This window comes from Cognatilysobacter terrigena (genome assembly GCF_004361065.1).
Taxonomy (GTDB): domain Bacteria; phylum Pseudomonadota; class Gammaproteobacteria; order Xanthomonadales; family Xanthomonadaceae; genus Cognatilysobacter; species Cognatilysobacter terrigena.
The window spans coordinates 122,671-139,979 of sequence record NZ_SELT01000003.1 but is presented as its reverse complement, the minus strand read 5'-3'; the positions used below and the strand labels follow the sequence as shown (position 1 = coordinate 139,979).

16 protein-coding genes are annotated in these 17,309 nt (G+C 68.0%); 5 read left to right on the top strand and 11 right to left on the bottom strand.

All coding sequences use genetic code 11. The features are described 5' to 3' along the window. Nucleotides 1–21: 21 nt before the first annotated feature. A complete protein-coding gene (locus tag EVS83_RS03705) occupies nt 22–366 on the bottom strand; it encodes an MGMT family protein (protein ID WP_133499667.1) in 345 nt (114 codons plus the stop codon). Between the two features lie 33 nt (nt 367–399). Between EVS83_RS03705 and EVS83_RS03700 the strand changes: the two genes are divergently transcribed. Next, nucleotides 400–810 carry a type III secretion system chaperone family protein gene (locus tag EVS83_RS03700; RefSeq protein ID WP_133499666.1) on the top strand — a complete coding sequence of 137 codons (411 nt, stop codon included), beginning with the start codon at nt 400–402 and terminating at the stop codon, nt 808–810. A gap of 198 nt (nt 811–1,008) precedes the next feature. Here EVS83_RS03700 and EVS83_RS03695 read toward each other — a convergent pair whose 3' ends face one another. Both EVS83_RS03695 and EVS83_RS03690 read right to left on the bottom strand, forming a co-directional pair. Beyond that, entirely contained in the window at nt 1,009–2,136 is a 1,128-nt protein-coding gene (locus EVS83_RS03695) for an inorganic phosphate transporter (protein WP_133499665.1), read from the bottom strand. Between the two features lie 10 nt (nt 2,137–2,146). Beyond that, nucleotides 2,147–2,773, bottom strand: a complete 627-nt coding sequence (locus EVS83_RS03690) for a DUF47 domain-containing protein (RefSeq protein WP_133499664.1) — start codon at nt 2,771–2,773, stop codon at nt 2,147–2,149. A 217-nt stretch (nt 2,774–2,990) separates the two neighbouring features. On the opposite strand from EVS83_RS03690, the gene EVS83_RS03685 reads away from it, so the two are divergent. Then, the gene (locus EVS83_RS03685) at nt 2,991–4,307 is read left to right on the top strand and encodes a hemolysin family protein (RefSeq protein ID WP_133499663.1); all 1,317 of its coding nucleotides are present in this window, start codon (nt 2,991–2,993) and stop codon (nt 4,305–4,307) included. Then, entirely contained in the window at nt 4,291–4,908 is a 618-nt protein-coding gene (locus tag EVS83_RS03680) for an exopolysaccharide biosynthesis protein (RefSeq protein WP_133499662.1), read from the top strand. The genes EVS83_RS03685 and EVS83_RS03680 overlap by 17 nt, the downstream gene beginning before the upstream one ends. 1 nt (nt 4,909) lies before the next feature. On the opposite strand, the gene EVS83_RS03675 is transcribed toward EVS83_RS03680, so the two are convergent. The 3 genes from EVS83_RS03675 to EVS83_RS03665 all read right to left on the bottom strand — a co-directional run bounded on the left by EVS83_RS03675 (nt 4,910) and on the right by EVS83_RS03665 (nt 8,845). Next, entirely contained in the window at nt 4,910–7,045 is a 2,136-nt protein-coding gene (locus EVS83_RS03675) for a putative bifunctional diguanylate cyclase/phosphodiesterase (protein WP_133499661.1), read from the bottom strand. Beyond that, nucleotides 7,042–7,971: a phosphate/phosphite/phosphonate ABC transporter substrate-binding protein gene (locus EVS83_RS03670; protein WP_425456059.1), complete on the bottom strand. Its 930-nt coding sequence runs from the start codon at nt 7,969–7,971 to the stop codon at nt 7,042–7,044. The genes EVS83_RS03675 and EVS83_RS03670 overlap by 4 nt, the downstream gene beginning before the upstream one ends. A gap of 85 nt (nt 7,972–8,056) precedes the next feature. Then, on the bottom strand, nt 8,057–8,845 hold the full coding sequence (locus tag EVS83_RS03665) for an RNA methyltransferase (RefSeq protein ID WP_425456058.1): 789 nt from the start codon (nt 8,843–8,845) through the stop codon (nt 8,057–8,059). A 78-nt stretch (nt 8,846–8,923) separates the two neighbouring features. On the opposite strand from EVS83_RS03665, the gene EVS83_RS03660 reads away from it, so the two are divergent. Further along, nucleotides 8,924–9,757 carry an inositol monophosphatase family protein gene (locus tag EVS83_RS03660; protein ID WP_133499659.1) on the top strand — a complete coding sequence of 278 codons (834 nt, stop codon included), beginning with the start codon at nt 8,924–8,926 and terminating at the stop codon, nt 9,755–9,757. Between the two features lie 169 nt (nt 9,758–9,926). Here the strand turns inward: EVS83_RS03660 and secF are convergent, their stop codons facing one another. The 5 genes from secF to queA form a co-directional block, all read right to left on the bottom strand. Continuing rightward, entirely contained in the window at nt 9,927–10,892 is a 966-nt protein-coding gene (gene secF, locus EVS83_RS03655; protein WP_133499658.1) for a protein translocase subunit SecF, read from the bottom strand. Nucleotides 10,893–10,907: 15 nt separating this feature from the next. Continuing rightward, nucleotides 10,908–12,770 (bottom strand): protein translocase subunit SecD, encoded by a 1,863-nt coding sequence (gene secD / locus EVS83_RS03650; RefSeq protein WP_133499657.1) that lies wholly within the window; start codon nt 12,768–12,770, stop codon nt 10,908–10,910. A gap of 73 nt (nt 12,771–12,843) precedes the next feature. Beyond that, complete coding sequence (gene yajC, locus EVS83_RS03645) at nt 12,844–13,188, bottom strand: preprotein translocase subunit YajC (RefSeq protein WP_133499656.1); 345 nt, start codon at nt 13,186–13,188, stop codon at nt 12,844–12,846. A gap of 83 nt (nt 13,189–13,271) precedes the next feature. Continuing rightward, on the bottom strand, nt 13,272–14,408 hold the full coding sequence (gene tgt / locus EVS83_RS03640; RefSeq protein ID WP_133499655.1) for a tRNA guanosine(34) transglycosylase Tgt: 1,137 nt from the start codon (nt 14,406–14,408) through the stop codon (nt 13,272–13,274). 85 nt (nt 14,409–14,493) lie between these two features. Beyond that, nucleotides 14,494–15,543: a tRNA preQ1(34) S-adenosylmethionine ribosyltransferase-isomerase QueA gene (gene queA / locus EVS83_RS03635; protein ID WP_133499654.1), complete on the bottom strand. Its 1,050-nt coding sequence runs from the start codon at nt 15,541–15,543 to the stop codon at nt 14,494–14,496. Nucleotides 15,544–15,747: 204 nt separating this feature from the next. On the opposite strand from queA, the gene EVS83_RS03630 reads away from it, so the two are divergent. Next, nucleotides 15,748–17,256 carry an aminotransferase class III-fold pyridoxal phosphate-dependent enzyme gene (locus tag EVS83_RS03630; RefSeq protein ID WP_133499653.1) on the top strand — a complete coding sequence of 503 codons (1,509 nt, stop codon included), beginning with the start codon at nt 15,748–15,750 and terminating at the stop codon, nt 17,254–17,256. The last annotated feature ends 53 nt before the right edge of the window (nt 17,257–17,309 follow it).

The following is a 17,309-nucleotide window of genomic DNA, read 5'->3' as shown; positions in this document are numbered from 1 at the left end:
CGGCGCAGGCGGCCGTTGCGGTCACTCCGGTGGCCCCCAGAGCGACTCGTCGAGCGTACGCGGCTTGCGTGCGCCGACCACCTTCCCCGCGTCCACGCGCACGCCCTCGGCGCGCAGCCGGGCGCTCTGCTCGCGGAAGCCTTCGGACCCGTCGGGGAAGGCAATGCGCCCGTCCGAACGCAGCACGCGATGCCACGGCAGGTTCGGCTCCGATGCCGTGCTCAGAAGCCGCGCCACCATGCGCGCACGCCCAGGCAGCCCGGCCCGCCGCGCCACTTCACCGTAACCGGCGACCTCGCCTTTCGGGATCGCACGGATCGCCGTGAAGATGCGGCGCGCGGCATCGTTCGTTTCGGAGGCAGCCATGGCGCTAGCATAGTCGCCTCAAGGAGATTGACCATGCGCGACTTCAACGATATCCGTGACTACCTCGACGGCGCCGGCCACGACATCACCGTGCATGACGACGGGATGGTCTGCGTCGAGCTGTCGCTGGAGAACGGCCGCCGCCACCAGGCGATTTTCCTGACGCGCATTCCGGACGAGGATGGCCGCGATTATCTGCGCGTGAGCACCGTGGTCGCGCCGATGACGGGTGTCGATGCGCGCCGCGCACTCACCTTCAACTGGGACAGCCAGGTCGGCCATCTCGCGATCGGTGATCTCGACGGCGTGCCGCATTTGCAACTCTGCGAGAACCGTCCGCTCGACGGCCTCGATCTCGCCGAAGTGCACCGTCTGGTGCTCGAGATCGGCGGCGTCGGCGATCGCATGGAACGCACGCTGTCCGCAGGCGGCGATCTCTTCTGATTCACGCGCGCACGGCGTGCTGAACCGTGCGCTACCGGCTAACGGCCTGTTGACGTCTGCCTAACCGGCGCAGGCGGATCGTCGATCCGCGGCGCTCATCCCGCCGCGCACTCACCGAAGCGAGTGCGACTCCCGCTCGGGAGGAGGAACCCCGGTGGTCGGAGCCCCACCGGGGTTCTTTTTGCGTATCGCCTGGCCTCAGGTCCAGCCGAGTGCGCGCAACGCTTCGTACGACAGCCATGCGATGCCGCCGGCCGCGGGAATCGTCAGGATCCACGCCCACACCATGCGTTCGACGACGGTCCAGCGGATCGCGTTCGAGCGCTTCGCCGTGCCGACGCCCATGATCGTCGCGGAGATGTTGTGCGTGGTCGAGACCGGGATGCCGAGATGCGTCGCGGTCAGGATGACGGCCGACGCACTAGCTTCCGCTGCGAAACCGTTGATGGGCTGCAGCTTCACGAGCTTGTGGCCGAGCGTCTTGATGATGCGCCAGCCGCCCGCCGCGGTGCCCGCCGCCATGACGAGCGCGCATGACACCTTGATCCAGGTGTCGATGTCCTTCGTCGCCAACGCATTCGCCGACGGGTGCATGAAGCTCAGCCACGACGGCAGCGCATCCAGCGTGCCGGCCGACTGCGCACCCAGCAGCGCGATCGCGATGATGCCCATCGTCTTCTGCGCATCGTTGGAGCCGTGCGCGAAGCCCATGGCGGCCGCGCTCACCACCTGCGCCTTCCCGAAGAACGAGTTCACCCAGCGCGGCCGCGCGGCGCGACGCAATGGCTTCGCGCCCGACGCCATGCCCGAGATGATCGCGTAAAGCAGGCCCATGATCAGGAAGCCGACGACGAAGCCGATCAGCGGCGACGACACCATCGGCACGATCACCTTCCACAGCACGCCGCCGCTCTTGAACCACGGATCCTTGGGCTCGGCCCAGATGATCGCGTGCGAGTTGCCACGCGATGCCGCGAGCGCGGCGCCGCACAGGCCGCCGATCAATGCGTGCGAGGACGACGACGGCAAACCCATCGCCCAGGTGATCAGATTCCAGACGATGCCGCCGAGCAACGCGCACAGCACGAGCTGGGACGTCACCTCGACGACGTGCGCATCGACGATGCCCGACGTGATCGTCTTGGCGACCGCGGTACCCCACAGCGCGCCGAAGAGGTTCGTACCCGCCGCCAGCATCACGGCCTGCATCGGCGACAGCACCTTGGTCGCGACCACGGTCGCGATCGAGTTGGCGGTGTCGTGGAACCCGTTGATGTACTCGAAGACGAGCGCAACGACCACGACGACCAGCACGAGGGTCAGCATGGACGTCGCCTCAGGAGTTCTTCAGCACGATTTCGTAGGCGACGGTGCCGGCTTCCTGGCAACGGTCGATGGCCTTCTCGAGGATCTCGAAGAACTCCTTGAGCAGGAACATCTGCTGCGCGTCGAGGCGGCCCGAATAGATGTCGCGGTAGAGCTCGAGCATTAGGCGGTCGGCCTCGTTCTCGATCGAACGCAGGCGGTCGCTGAGGCTCTTCATCGCGTCCAGCTTCATCGCCGGCAGCGCACGCACCATCTCGACAACGACATCGGCGGCCTTCTCGAGCATCGCGGCGCGAGGCGCGAAATCGATGCCCTGCAGCTGACGGAGCGCCATCGAATAGCGGTCGGCGAACTTCTCGACCTGCTTGGGGATCTTGTACAGCGCGGAACCGAGCGCTTCGATGTCCTCGCGCTCGATCGGCGTGATGAAGCTGTTCACCAGCTCGTGACGGATCTTGTCGGACGCCGCGCGCTCGCGCTGGCGTGCCAGCTTGAACGCGTCGAGGGCCGGCTGGTGGCCCGCGTCGCGCAGCATGGCGTGAAGCGCCTTGGTGCTGTCGTGCGCGGCGACGGCGGCCTCTTCCAGCAGCGCGTAGAACTGCTTGCCTTGGCCGAAGATCGTCTGGAGGGAGAACATGCGGGTCTCTCGGAGCGTCGAATTGCGGAATTATGACAACGCCCGCTGAGAATAGGGCGTGGCCCGGGTGTTCACGGGGGGCGTGTCTCGCCACCTGCTAAGATCGCGCCCGCTTGAAACCTCCCCCGCCCTATTCCGCAGTGTGGATCGCGCCGTGCCGCCGAGGCCGGCCCGGCCCGTGGCACGCACCGCGACCGCCCCGATCGGGACTCCGTCCGTGCGCGACCTGCTGATCGTCCTGCTTCTCGTCGTTTTCAACGCCTTCTTCGCGATGTCGGAGATGGCGGTGATGACGTCGCGCAAGAGCCGCCTGCGCCATATGGCCAGCACGAGCGGCCGCGCGCGCAAGGCACTCGAGCTCGCGGAAGCGCCGGAAAGCTTCCTGTCTGCCGTGCAGCTGTGGATCACGCTGCTCAGCCTGCTCACCGGCTACTTCGGCGGCGAGTCGATGGGCGAGAAGATCGCCGAGCCGCTGCGCGATATGCCGACATTCGCGCCCTATGCCACGTACATCGGGCGCGCGACCGGCTTCCTCGTGGTGCTGTTCTTCTTCGGCCTCGTCGGCGAACTGGTGCCCAAGCGCATCGGCACGCTGCGGCCGGAATCCATCGCGGCGCTCGTCGCGTATCCGATGGATTTCTTCGCGAAGCTCGCGAAGCCCTTCGTCGTGCTGCTTTCCACATCGACGCGCCTGCTGCTGCGCGTGCTGCGTCTCGGCGATGGCGGGGACGAGGCGGTCACCGAAGAAGAGATCCGCATGCTCGTCAGCGAAGGCCACGAGCAGGGCGTGATCGACGCGGACGAGCGCAAGATGATGAATCGCGTGCTCAGCCTCGGCGATCGCACGACCGAAAGCCTGATGACGCCGCGTACGCGCATCGTCTGGCTCGACGCCTCCGCCGAAGCCGCCGAGAACCTCGAAGCGCTGCACGAATCGCCGTTCTCTCGCTTCCCGGTCTACCGCGGCAGCGACCAGGACGTCATCGGCATCCTGGAAGCGAAGACACTGCTGCGCGCGATCGGCCGCGGCGAGATGCCCGCGCTGTTCGACAACCTGCGCGAGCCGCTGTTCGTTTCCGAATCCACGCCGGCGCTGAAGCTGCTCGAGATCTTCCGCGAGGAGCAGCAGTCGCTCGCGCTGGTCGTCGACGAGTACGGCGACATCAGCGGCCTTGTGACCGTCAACGACCTGATGGGCGCGGTTATCGGCCGCATGCAGAACGACAGCGACGAGAGCCCGAGCGGCATCGTCGTTCGCGACGACGGCTCCCTGCTCGTCGACGGCTCGCTCGGTGTCGAGGAACTGCGCGAGGTCTTCGGGACGGGCGCGCTTCCGAACGAAGACGAGCACGACTTCCACACCGCGGCCGGCATGGTCATCGCGCAGTTCGGGCGCATTCCGCACGCGGGCGAGCATTTCGACTGGAATGGCTGGCGCATCGAGGTGGTCGATCTCGACGGACCCCGCATCGACAAACTGCTGATGCAGCGCCTGTCGCTTCCCGCGCCGGACGACGATGCGCGCATCGCCTGACCACGCCGACGAACGCGGCACGCGCGCGCTCCTCGACGGTTTCGCCAAGGCCGCACCGGACCGCACGCCGACGTTCGCCGAGTTGCTCACCGGCCTCGGCGACCGCGCGTTCGGCATGCTGCTGATCGCGGCCGCCGCGCCCGCCTTCATTCCCGTACCGGGGCTCGCAGGCGGCCTCAGCGGCCCGCTGGTGATGATCGTCGGCGTGCAGTTGCTCCTTCGCCTGCGGCGCCCCTGGCTCCCGCGCTTCATCGGCCGGCGCAGCCCGAAGCCGTCGTCGCTGCTGCGACTGCGCAACCGGCTCGACCCGTGGCTCGCGCGGCTGGAACGCGTCGTCCGCCCGCGTTACGAAGTTCTGCTCGACCACTGGATGCCCGGCATCCTCACCGGCCTGCTGGTGCTCACGACGGGCGTACTGCTGTCACTGCCAATCCCGTTCACCAACTACGTGCTGGGCCTGCTCGTGCTGCTTTTCGCCCTCGCCTTCCTCGAGCGCGACGGCGTGCTGATGGGTGTCGCGTGGACGAGCGCCGTCGTCGCGCTGGTCGTGTTCGGTCTGCTATCGGGAAGCATCGCGCGCGCGATCGCGCACTACCTCTGACTCAGGCGACGACTTCGTCCGCCACGAGCGCGAGGAATTCATCCATCTCGAGCGGATGGCCCAGCCAGTAGCCCTGCGCCAGGTCGCATCGGCGTTCGCGCAGCAGCGCGTACTGCCCTTCCTTCTCGACGCCTTCCGCCACGACGGTAATGCCGAGCGAATGCGCCATCGCGATGATCGCGGTCGTGAGCGCAAGATCATCCGGATCGCGCAGCACGTCCGCGACGAAACTGCGATCGATCTTGACGCCGTCGACCGGCACACGACGCAGGTGCGAGAGCCCGGAGAAACCGGTACCGAAGTCGTCCAGCCATACCTTGACGCCGAGCGCGCGCAGACGCGTCAGCAGCTGGCTCGCATGCGCTTCGTCGCTGATGACCGCCGTCTCGGTGAGTTCGATGTGCAATTGGTCGGGCGACAGGCCGGCATCGCGCAAGCTTGCTTCGACCATACGCGCCAGGTCGCCGCTGCGAAGCTGTCGTGGCGACACATTCACCGACACGAACAGCGGCATGGCATCGGCGGCGCGCGCCTGCTCCCACCGCATCGCATCGCCACAGGCTGCACGCATCACCTGCGGGCCGATGGTCTCGATGAGACCGCTCTGCTCGGCCACGTCGATGAACACCGACGGCGCGATGACGCCCTGCTCGTGATGCCGCCACCGCAGCAGCGCTTCGGCGCCCACGAGTTTCTGGTCGCTGAGTCGATAGACCGGCTGATACACCAGACGCAGCTCGCCGCGATCCCACGCACCGCGCAACTCGTTCTCGAGATGCACGCGACGCTCGACCGCCTCGTTCATCGCGCGGCTGTAGAAGCGATAGCAGTTCTTGCCCGCGACCTTCGCCTGGTACATCGCGATGTCGCCGTTCTTGAGCAGCGACGTCGCGCCGTCGGCGTCATCCGGGAACAGCGTGACGCCGACCGACGTGCCGAGGAACACCTGTCGGCCCTGCACCACCAACGGTTCCGACAGCACTTCGACGAGGCGCTCGGCGAGCCGCGTCGCACCGGCACGCACGTCGCCGTCCTCGATCAGGATCACGAACTCGTCGCCGCCGAAACGCGCCACGCGCGCATCGGGGCCACCGATCTGGGTCACCGTGTCCGAGATCCGATGCGCGAACTGCAGGAGCACTTCGTCGCCGGCGTCGTGACCCAGCGTGTCGTTGATGCGCTTGAAGTCGTCGGCGTCGGCGAACAGCAGCGCGAGCTCGCGGCCGGCGCCCTTGAGCTGCATGAGGCGCGCGTCGAGCATCTCGCGGAACGCGAGGCGATTCGCCAGACCGGTCAGCGCATCCGTATAGGCCATGCGGCGGATTTCGCGATCATGTCTCGCGACGCTCTGGCTCATGCGGCCGAACGCGCGCACGAGATCGCCGAGCTCATCGTTGCGTCGGCTCACCGGCAGGCCGGTGTCGAAGTGGCCGGCCTCGATCGCGCGCGCCGAATCGGCGAGGTGGCTGATCGGCCGCACCATCGTGCGCTGGATCAGCGCGAGCACGACGCCGCCGAGCGCGAGCAACGCCGCGCTGAGCAGGAGGATGGCCAGCAGCTGGCGATTGCCCAGGTCGCGGATCTGCGTCCGCAACTGCCCCATCGCGATCTGCTGGAAGTCGCGCCCTTCGGTGCGGTCGAAGCCGATGCGCACGCCGCCCAGTCGCGACCCGCCGATCATGATCGGCGCGGACACGTCGAGAAGATCGCGCGTCATCTGCGCGTGCACGTCGCGCGCGCCGATGGCCTCGAACGCGAGCGCGTCGTCCATGCGACGGCCGTAGGTCGGAATATCCGGCGTGCCGTCGTGCAACACGTTGCCGTCGGCGTCGTACACGAGCACGTAGCGCACGCCGGGCTGACGCAACGTGCCCTTCGCGAGGTCACCGACCGCATCGAGGTCGAAGTAATACAACGGGTTGACGAGCGATTTGGCGAGCTGACCGGTCGTGCCTTCCGCGCGACGTCGCAGGTTGGCGTCCAGCACCTGGTCGGACGCCTGCCGCGAGAGACGCTCGACCGTGGTCTGCACCTCCTGCTGGCGCATCCAGAACAGGATCATCACCGCGCTGGCGGCGAGGATCGCGAAGCCGACCATGGCGAAGAACTGCGCCTGCAGGCCGATGCGGAACCTCATTCCACGTCCGCCTTGATGCGCGCGACGCCGCGACCGATGCCGGCGAGCGCGCGCTCGGCGTCCGTGTCCAGCGGCAGGAAGCGCGTGGTGCCGAAGAACGCGAGCAGCGCGTCGCGACCGGCCGGGTCGTTCGCAGCCTGCAGCAGCACTTCGCGCAGCCGCGCCGCGATGCGCGGATCGAGATCGCCGCGCACCACTTCGACGGCGCGCGGGTAGTCGGGCGACTGCCCGATCAGGACGAAGTCGCGGCGGAACGTCGACGGCACGCGTGCCGGGTTCTCCCAGTCGACGTTGCTCATGACGCCGGCATCGACCAGCCCCTTGTGCACCCAGGTCGCGATGTTGAGTTCCGAACGCGCGAACAGGTAGCCGACCGAACCCGGCGCCGGCTGGTCATCGGGCGACAGCAGGATCTCGAGCTTCATGCCGCGGTCGAGCAGCACGCCGGCGGGCACGTAGTAGGCGCTGGTCGATGAGGGCCGCTGGAAGGCGATGCGGTGTCCGCGCAGGTCGTCGATGGACGCGAGGCCGCGGTCGCGCCGCGCGAAGAACACGCTGCGATAGCGGCTCACGCCGTCGCGTTCGGTCAGCAGCAGCGGACGTGCGGCGACGCGCTGCTGCAGCAACATCGCGGTGCCGGCCGTTTCGGTGACCCAGTCGACCCGACCTCGGCGCATGTAGCTCGCCATCTGCTGCGGGTCGCGCGCCATGAGGATGCGGCCCTCACGGATGCCGACGTCGGCCATGCGGGGCACGACGTAGTCGAGCAGCGGCTTGAGCTGGTCGTAGTGCTGGGACGGATCGTCGCTCACCCGGCCGAGCACGAGCACGCCCGTCGACGACGGATCACCCGCCGCTGCGAGCGGTGCGGGGGCCAAGGCGAGTGCCAGCAGCAGGAGCCAGGCGTAGCGGAGAACGCGCGTGATCAAGGCGAACGACCGGAGGGCCCTCGCGGAGCCTAAAGCAAAACCGCCCGGTTTGGGACGCGCGTTGCGATCCGCGCCGTTTCCTTCACGCCCCGGGCGCGCCGTTGCTGCCGCTTGCGTCGGCCGCGAGCCGGGCCATGCGCTGCGCATCGGCGAGCACGCCGCGAAGCAGCCGAACGTCCCGCTCGTCGAGGGCGGCGCGGTTGAAGATGCGGCGCAGCTTGCGCATCGCGCTGTCGGGCGTGCGGCCCTTGTGGAAATCGATGGCGTCGAGCGTGTCGGCGAGCTGCGTGTAGAAGCCTTCCAGCTGCTCGTGCGACGCCGGCGGGTCTCGGGGCTCGGCTGCTTCGCCGGAGGCGACTCGATCCAGCAGCGCGATGCGCGTCTCGTAGGCCAGCACCTGCACCGCGGCGGCAAGGTTGAGGGAGCTGTAGTCGGGATTCGCCGGGATGTGCACGGCTTGGTGGCAGAGGTGCAGCTCGTCGTTGGTCAGGCCCGTGCGTTCACGGCCGAACACCAGCGCGACGTCGCCCTGCACCGCCCCGTCGATAAGCGCGACGGCCGCGTCGCGCGGCGCGAGCTCCGGCAGTGCGACGCGGCGGCTGCGCGCCGTGCAACCCATCACGCGGGTGCAGCCGGCCAGCGCGGAGGCGAGGTCGTCGAAATGCTCGGCGGCGGCGAGGACATCGTCCGCGCCCGCGGCGAGCGCGTCCGACTCGGCATTCGGCGCCTTCTCCGGCGCGACCAGCACCAGCCGGCGCAGGCCCATCGTCTTCATCGCGCGGGCGGCGGACCCGATGTTGCCGGGGTGTTGCGTGCCCACCAGCACGATGCGGATGCGGTCGGCGGCGAGCGTCATGAAATCGGAGGTCATGCCTGCAATGGTAAGCTTCGCGCCCCGCCGCCGATGGCGGGATCGCTCTTTTCCACGGCCGCGCGCCCGGACATCCCCATGCAGAAACCCGCCATCACCTTGATGATCAAGGCCGCGCGCGCCGCCGGCAACGTGCTGCTCCGCCACATGCACAAGCTCGACGCGCTGAACGTCGTCGAGAAGGGCCGCATGGACTTCGCGAGCGAAGTCGACGGCCTGGCCGAGAAGGAAATCATCAAGGAATTCCGTCGTGCGACGCCCGACTACGCGATCCTCGGCGAGGAAAGCGGCCCGCTGAACACCGGCGCGCGTGCGCGCTACACGTGGGTCATCGATCCGCTCGACGGCACCAGCAACTACCTGCGCGGCATCCCCCACTTCTGCGTGTCGATCGCGCTGGTCGAGAACGGCGAGCCGATCCACGGCGTGATCTTCGATCCCCTGCGCAACGAGATCTTCGCCGCCAGCCGCGGCGCCGGCGCGGTGCTCAACGACAAGCGCATCCGCGTGGCCGACCGCAAGGATCTCGACGGCGCGATGCTCATCACCGGCTTCCCGCCGCGCGAGCGCGAGCGTGCGAGCGCGCAGCTCAAGTGCGTCGACAGCCTGCTGCTGCAGGCCGAGGACATCCGTCGTACGGGCTCGGCCGCGCTCGACCTGGCCTACGTCGCCTGCGGTCGCGCCGACGGCTACTTCGAGGCCGGCGTGAAGCCGTGGGACATCGCGGCCGGCGTGCTGATGGTGCGCGAGGCCGGCGGCAAGGTCGTCGACTACCGCGGCCGCGCCACGGGGCCGATGGACAACCGCGGCCTCATGGGTCGTCCGCTGGTGGCGGGCAACCTCAAGGTCTGCGACGAACTGCAGAAGCGCATCGTCGACACCGGCTACGCGATGGCGTTCGACGCCGGCTGACCGCCCCCACCCGCCGGATATGCGAAAGGCCGCAGCGATGCGGCCTTTTTGCTGGGTCGAGCGTCGCAGCGATGTTTGGCGTGCCGCGTAGGGAGATGTCGATTCGTGCCATCCGAAAACAACAAGGGCCGCATCGCTGCGGCCCTTCGTTGCGTCGCGTCGACAAGACTTACGGACGACGCGCGAGCGCCGCTTCGTCCTTCGCCTTCGGCATCAGGTCCTGCTTGCTCACGCCGAACCACAACAGCAGCGGGCAGGCGATGAAGATCGATGACAGCGTACCGATCACGGTACCAATGATCTGCGCTTCGGCGAGACCGCGCAGCGACGCGCCACCGAACAGGTACAGCGCGAGCATCGACAGGAAGGCCACGAACGACACGATCACCGTACGCGACAGCGTCTGGTTGATCGCCTTGTTCATGATCTCGCGCGGCGTGGCGCGCATGCTGCGGAAGTTCTCGCGCACTCGGTCGAACACCACGATCGTGTCGTTGATCGAGAAGCCCATGACCGCGAGCAGGCCCGCGAGCACCGTCAGGTCGAACTCGTGGCGTGTGATCGCGAACCAGCCCGCGACGATGCTGACGTCGTGGATGGTCGCGATGATCGCGCCGATCGCGAACTTCAGCTCGAAGCGGAACGAGATGTAGATCAGCAGACCCGCGAGCACGAAGATGAAGGCGTAGAGCGACTTCCACGCGAGCTCCTGGCCAACCTGCGGGCCGACGAAGTCGCTGCGCACGACGTGCGCCGCGTTGCCGGGCGCACTCGCCGCCTGCACCACTGCCGCAGCCGTGCGGTCCTTGGCCTCGCCGCCTTCCGCCTGCAGCCGGACCATCAGCTCGCGACCGGTGCCGAGACCCTGCACCTGCGCGCCGCGGAAGCCCGCGGCGTCAAGACGGCTGCGCACCTGGTCGGTGTCGACCGGCTGGTCGAAGCGCAGGTCCACCACCGAACCACCGGTGAAGTCGAGCGCGAAGTTGAACGTCTTGTCGAGGCCGCCCTGCGACGCGTGGAAGATCATCGCGCCGAACGAGGCCAGCATCAGCAGGCCGGCGATGGTCAGCGAGACCCACCGCAGGCGCATGAAGTCGACGTTGCTGTCGTACGGGAAAACATTGAAAGGCTTCATGGAAAACGTCTTCCCTTAGATCGCGATCGACTGCAGCTTGCGGCGACGGCCGTAGATCAGCGTCGCGATGGCGCGCGACACCGAGACCGCGGTGTACATCGAGGTCAGGATGCCGACGATGAGCGTCACGGCGAAGCCCTTGATCGGGCCGGTGCCGAACGCGAACAGCGCGAGGCCCGCGAGGATCGTCGTCAGGTTGGCGTCGGCGATCGTGCCCTTGGCGCGTTCGTAGCCTTCCGAGATCGCGGTCTGCGGCGGCAGGCCGAGTCGCAATTCCTCGCGGATTCGTTCGTTGATCAGCACGTTCGCGTCGACCGACATACCGACGGTCAATGCGACACCGGCAAGGCCCGGCAGGCTGAGCGTCGCGCCGAACACCGACAGGATCGCGACCACCATCAGCAGGTTCATCAGCAGCGCGAGGCTCGTGATGATGCCGAACATGCGGTAGTAGACGAGGAAGAAGATCAGGGTGAAGCCGAACGACGCCGCGACGGCGGTCAGGCCGCGCTCGACGTTCTGACGACCGAGGCTAGGCCCGACGATGCGCTCTTCGACGAAGTCCATCGGCGCGGCGAGCGAACCCGAACGCAGGAGCAGCGCGAGGTCGGAGGCTTCCGTCGCGCTCGAGAGACCCGTGGTCTGGAACTCCTTGCCGAACACGCCCTGGATGGTCGCGACCGAGATCACTTCCTCGTTGACGCGCGTCGTACGGACTTCCTTGCCGTCGACCACCTTCACCTCCGGCACGCGCTCGATGTACACCACGGCCATCGGCTTGCCGACGTTCTCGCTGGTGAAGTCGAACATGCGCTGACCGCCGACGCCGTTGAGGCGGACGCTGACCGCGGGCGTACCGCTCTGCGGATCGGTGGTCGCGGTCGCACCGACGAGCTGGTCGCCCGACGTGATGACGCGCTTGCTCAGCAGCACCGGCGCACGCGGGCCGTTCGGCGTCTGCGGACGACGGTAATAGACGCGCGCTTCCGGCGGCACGTTGCCGGTGGTCACCGCGTCCTGCGCGTCGCCTTCGGTCACGGCGCGATATTCGAGCGTCGCGGTCGCGCCGATGATGCGCTTGGCCTGGGCGGTGTCCTGCACACCCGGAAGCTCGACGACGATGCGGTCGGTGCCCTGGCGCTGGATGATGGGCTCGCCGACGCCGATCGCGTTGACGCGATTGCGCAGCGTGCTGACGTTCTGCTCGACGGCCTCGAGCGCGAGGCGCTGCTGCTCGGCCGCATTGACGCGCACGGTCATCGTGCCGCCCGCGGTCTGGATGTCGAGCGTCGGCTGACCCTTGAGGATGAGCTGCTGCGCGCGCGCGACGTCCTGCGGCGCGAGCGTGGCGACGACCGCGCCGTCCGGACGACGTTCGACCGACTCGTAGCGGATGCCGGCGTCGCGCAACTGCACGCGCACGTCTTCGGCCAGCGCGTCGACGCGCATTTCCATCGCGGCCTTCTGGTCGACCTGCATCATGAAATGCACGCCGCCCTGGAGGTCCAGGCCGAGCGTCATCGGCTTGGCGCCGATGTTCGCGAGCCACTCCGGCGCGGTCGACGCGAGGTTGAGCGCGACCACGTAGTCGTTGCCCAGCGGATCGCGAAGCAGGTCCGCGGCCTTGACCTGCTGGTCGGGGTTCGCGAAGCGGACGAGCAGGTTGCCGTTCTTGATCTCCATCCCCTTCGGAGGCACGCCGGCCTTCGCGAGCACGTCGCCGACGCGCGTCTGCAGCGCGGGGTTGATCGTGCCGCCATGGTTGGCGGTGACCTGCACGGACGGGTCCTGCGGGAACACGTTGGGCAGCGCGTACAGCGCGCTCAACAGCAGCAGGATGACGGCGAGGGCGTATTTCCAGCGCGGGTAGGTCAGCATCGAAGTCCAGGCGGCTCCCCGCCGCGTCCAAAGCGTGTAAGGGCGGCCGCAGCCGCCTTCAAGTCGTCGCGGCTCAGGCCGCCTTGAGCGTGCCCTTGGGCAGGACGTTGCCGATCGCGGTCTTCTGAACGCGCACGCGCACGCCGTCGGCGATTTCGATCGTCACGAAGTTCTCGCCGATGTCGGTCACGGTGCCGGCGAGGCCGCCCGCGGCGAGCACTTCGTCGCCCTTGGCGAGCTTGTCGAGCATGCCGCGGTGTTCCTTCGCGCGCTTCATCTGCGGGCGGATCATCAGGAAGTACATGACGAACACGACGATGAGGATCGGCAGGAAGCCGAGCGCACCGCTGGCGCCGCCGGGTGCAGCACCGGTGGCCTGGGCGTGGGCGGCGGGACTCACGAAATCGAGCAGGGACATGGGTGGATCCGGCGAAAGCGACCCGGGATTATGCCACGCGCGTCCCGGGCCTCCCGGGCCTGCCGTACGGACCTCCAGCCCGTTCAGCCGCCCTCGCCGCTCCGGCGTGCGGCGTAGAACGCCTCGCGGAAGTCGGCGAACCGCCCTTGCCCGATCGCCTCGCGCATGCCGGCCATGAGGCGCTGGTAGTAGCGCAGGTTGTGCAGCGTGCCCAGCACCGGGCCGAGCATCTCGTTGCAGCGGTCGAGATGGCGCAGGTAGCTGCGGGTGTAACCGTTGCGGCAGGCGTAGCAGTCGCAGCCTTCCTCGATCGGGCGCGTGTCGCGCTCGTACTTCGCGTTGCGCACGCGCACCACGCCGGTGGACGTGAAGTAATGCCCGTTGCGTGCATTCCGCGTCGGCATGACGCAGTCGAACATGTCGACGCCGCGCGCCACGGCCTCGACAAGATCTTCAGGTCGACCCACGCCCATCAGGTACCGCGGTCGGTCGGTCGGGAGCTGCGGCGCGGTGTGGTCGAGCATCGCGTTGCGCTCGTCCTCGGTTTCACCCACTGCCAGGCCACCGATCGCGTAGCCGTCGAAGCCGATGGCTTTCAAGCCATCCGCGGACTTCGTGCGCAGGTCGCGATGCACGCCGCCCTGCACGATGCCGAACAGCGCGGCGTCGTTGCCCTCGTGCGCGCGCTTGCTGCGCTCGGCCCAGCGAAGGCTCAGCTCCATCGAGCGACGGATGACGTCCGGCGACACCGGGACGCCGTCCTTATGCACGGGCGGGCACTCGTCGAAGATCATCACGATGTCCGAGTCGAGCACCTTCTGGATGCGCATGCTCTCCTCGGGGCCGAGGAACACCTTCGCGCCATCGGCGGGCGATGCGAATGTGACGCCCTCCTCCGTGATCTTGCGACGATGCGCGAGCGAGAAGACCTGGAAGCCGCCGGAGTCGGTCAGGATCGGCCCGTTCCAGCGCGAGAAGCCGTGCAGCCCGCCGTGGTCGGCGATGACGTCGAGGCCCGGTCGCAGATAGAGATGGAACGTGTTGCCGAGGATGATTTCGGCGCCGAGCTCGCGCACCTGATCGGGCGTGACGCCTTTCACCGAGCCGTAGGTGCCCACCGGCATGAACGCGGGCGTCTCCACCGTTCCGCGCGGGAACGTGAGGCGACCACGACGGGCGACGCCGTCGGTGCCGAGGAGCTGGAAGGACATGCGGCTCATGGGGTTGGTCCGGGTACGTTTGAAAGCCCGCAAGCGGGTGTCAGCAGCGCGTGGCGACGCGTTGACGCATCGCCGAATGCGAGTGCTATAGCGGCGCGGCGCGCCACAACATCATCGCGTCGCCGTACGAGAAGAAGCGGTAGCGCGCGGTGATCGCGTGGCGGTACGCCTCGAAAATGCGATCGCGACCCGCGAAGGCGGACACCATCATCAGCAGCGTGCTCTGCGGCAGATGGAAGTTGGTGACCATCGCGTCGACGCTGGTCATGCGATAGCCCGGCAGGATGAAGAGCTGCGTCTCCCCGGCGAACGGCACGAGTTCGACGCTGCCATCGTCGTGATGCCGCGTCGCGCTTTCTAGCGCACGCACCACCGTCGTACCCACGCCGATGACGCGCCCGCCCGCCTCGCGCGTGCGACGGATCTGCTCGACGAGTGCGGCGCCGACGTTGATCCACTCGCTGTGCATCACGTGCTGGCTCAGGTCGTCGACGCGCACGGGCTGGAAGGTGCCCGCGCCCACATGCAGCGTGACGTGGCCGAACTCGACGCCCATCTCGCGCAACTGCCCCAGCAGGCCTTCGTCGAAATGCAGGCCCGCGGTTGGCGCGGCGACGGCGCCGACTTCCTTCGCGAACACGGTCTGGTAGCGCTCCGCGTCGTCCTTGCCGGGTTCGCGCTGGATGTACGGCGGCAGCGGCAGCCGGCCGGCGTGCAGCAGCCAGGATTCCAGCGGTTCCGCGACCTCGAACTGCAGCTCGTAGAACTCGCCTTCACGACCGAGCACGCGTGCGATGCCGCCGGCGTCGAGCTCGATCTCCGCGCCCGCCTTCGGCGACTTGCTCACGCCGAGCTGCGCCCGCGCGCGATCGCCCCCAAGCAGGCGCTCGATCATGATTTCGACGCGACCGCCCGTGCGCTTCTGGCCGAACAGGCGCGCGGGAATCACGCGGGTGTCGTTGAAGACGAGCAGGTCGCCCGCGCGCAGCAGGTTCGGGAGATCGCGAAAGACGCGATCCTCGAACGGCGCATCGCCCGGCGGCACCACCAGCAGACGGCTCGCGGTGCGCTCGGCGAGCGGCGCCTGTGCGATCAGCTCGGGCGGAAGTTCGTAGTCGAAATCGGACTTCTTCAAGGCGGACGGAACCATCGTCGACCGTTCATCCGCGGCGCGGACGGCCGCGTAGTGTACCGGCGCGGCGGGGGTTATCGGCGCAAAAACCGCGTGATAGCATAGCCGCAACCTTTTGAATGGAAACGGAAAACGCCTCGCGCGCGCTTCCGCGCCCGCGTCTTTCCCGCGTTTTCCGGCAGTCGTCAGGACCCAGGAGCCGCTGTCATGTCGAACCCCGCACCGAACGCCGTCGCCCTTCTCGCGCCGTTGCGCGCCCGCGGCGGAACCCGCCGGACGGTGGGCCTGGACGACGCGACGATCGAACGCTTCGCCGCCTCGCACGCCGACCTGCGCGAAGCCATCGAAGCCGCCGCGCGTGAGTTCGAGGCGGTGAAGGCCGACGTCGCCGACCTGCTGGATCTCGACGAGGACGCGCAGATCCACGGCGTGCAGGCGGGCTACGTCAACTTCTATCCGGACGACGCGGTGAATCCGTACGTCGCCCTGGTCGCGCGCGGCCCGTGGGTGGTCACGCTCAAGGGCGCGGTGCTCCACGACTCGGGCGGCTACGGCATGCTCGGCTTCGGCCATGCGCCGGCCGCCGTCATCGAGGCGATGACCAAGCCGCAGGTGATGGCCAACATCATGACGCCGTCGCTGGCGCAGCGTCGTTTCGACCGCGCGATCCGCGGCGTGATCGGCCTCGCGAACGGTTGCCCGTACGAGCGCTTCTTCTGCCTCAACTCCGGCTCCGAATCGGTGTCGCTCGCCTCGCGCATCGCCGACGCGAACGCCAAGCTGATGACCGACACGGGCGCGCGCCATGCCGGCCGCACGATCAAGCGTCTCGTGGTGAAGGGCAGCTTCCACGGCCGCACCGAGCGCCCGGCGCTCTACTCGGACTCGTCGCGCAAGACCTACGCGCAGCACCTCGCGAGCTATCGCGGCGAGGATTCGGTCATCACCGTCGAGCCGTACGACGTCGACGCACTGCGTCGTGCGTTCGCCGACGCCGATGCGAACGGCTGGTTCATCGAGGCCATGTTCCTCGAGCCGGTCATGGGCGAAGGCGATCCGGGCCGCAGCGTGCCGCGAGCGTTCTACGACGCTGCGCGCGAACTCACGAAGTCGCACGGCGGCCTGCTGCTGGTCGACTCGATCCAGGCGGGCCTGCGCGCGAACGGCGTGCTGTCGATCGTCGATTACCCCGGTTTCGAAGGCATCGATCCGCCCGACATGGAAACGTATTCGAAGGCGCTGAACGCCGGTCAGTACCCGCTGTCGGTGCTCGCGGTGAACGGTCGCGCGGCCGGCCTGTATCGCAAGGGCCTGTACGGCAACACGATGACGACCAACCCGCGCGCGCTCGACGTCGCGTGTGCCGTCATCGAATTGGTGACTCCGGCGGTGCGCGAGAACATCCGCGCACGCGGTGCCGAAGCGCTGCAGCGCCTCGAAGCGCTGAAGTCGGAACTCGGCGGCCTGATCACCAAGGTGCAAGGCACCGGCCTGCTGTTCTCGTGCGAGCTGTCGCCGAAGTTCAAGTGCTACGGCGCGGGTTCGACCGAGGAATGGCTGCGCGAGCGCGGCATCGGCGTGATCCACGGCGGCGCGAATTCACTTCGCTTCACGCCGACGTTCACGATCACCAGCGAGGAGCTGGAGATGGTGGTCGGGATGGTCGGCCGCGCGCTGAAGGAAGGCCCGCGCATCGAGCAGGCCGCCGCGGCGTAACCGGCGTTTTCCGCGACAAAAAAAGGCCGGCAGATCGCCGGCCTTTTTTGTGC

Excerpts from the sequence above, each read along its gene's own strand:
- EVS83_RS03705 (WP_133499667.1), bottom strand. The coding sequence starts at position 366 with ATGGCTGCCTCCGAAACGAACGATGCCGCGCGCCGCATCTTCACGGCG.
- EVS83_RS03700 (WP_133499666.1), top strand. The coding sequence starts at position 400 with ATGCGCGACTTCAACGATATCCGTGACTACCTCGACGGCGCCGGCCAC.
- EVS83_RS03695 (WP_133499665.1), bottom strand. The coding sequence starts at position 2,136 with ATGCTGACCCTCGTGCTGGTCGTCGTGGTCGTTGCGCTCGTCTTCGAG.
- EVS83_RS03690 (WP_133499664.1), bottom strand. The coding sequence starts at position 2,773 with ATGTTCTCCCTCCAGACGATCTTCGGCCAAGGCAAGCAGTTCTACGCG.
- EVS83_RS03680 (WP_133499662.1), top strand. The coding sequence starts at position 4,291 with ATGCGCGCATCGCCTGACCACGCCGACGAACGCGGCACGCGCGCGCTC.
- EVS83_RS03675 (WP_133499661.1), bottom strand. The coding sequence starts at position 7,045 with ATGAGGTTCCGCATCGGCCTGCAGGCGCAGTTCTTCGCCATGGTCGGC.
- EVS83_RS03665 (WP_425456058.1), bottom strand. The coding sequence starts at position 8,845 with ATGACCTCCGATTTCATGACGCTCGCCGCCGACCGCATCCGCATCGTG.
- EVS83_RS03660 (WP_133499659.1), top strand. The coding sequence starts at position 8,924 with ATGCAGAAACCCGCCATCACCTTGATGATCAAGGCCGCGCGCGCCGCC.
- secF (WP_133499658.1), bottom strand. The coding sequence starts at position 10,892 with ATGAAGCCTTTCAATGTTTTCCCGTACGACAGCAACGTCGACTTCATG.
- secD (WP_133499657.1), bottom strand. The coding sequence starts at position 12,770 with ATGCTGACCTACCCGCGCTGGAAATACGCCCTCGCCGTCATCCTGCTG.
- yajC (WP_133499656.1), bottom strand. The coding sequence starts at position 13,188 with ATGTCCCTGCTCGATTTCGTGAGTCCCGCCGCCCACGCCCAGGCCACC.
- tgt (WP_133499655.1), bottom strand. The coding sequence starts at position 14,408 with ATGAGCCGCATGTCCTTCCAGCTCCTCGGCACCGACGGCGTCGCCCGT.
- EVS83_RS03630 (WP_133499653.1), top strand. The coding sequence starts at position 15,748 with ATGTCGAACCCCGCACCGAACGCCGTCGCCCTTCTCGCGCCGTTGCGC.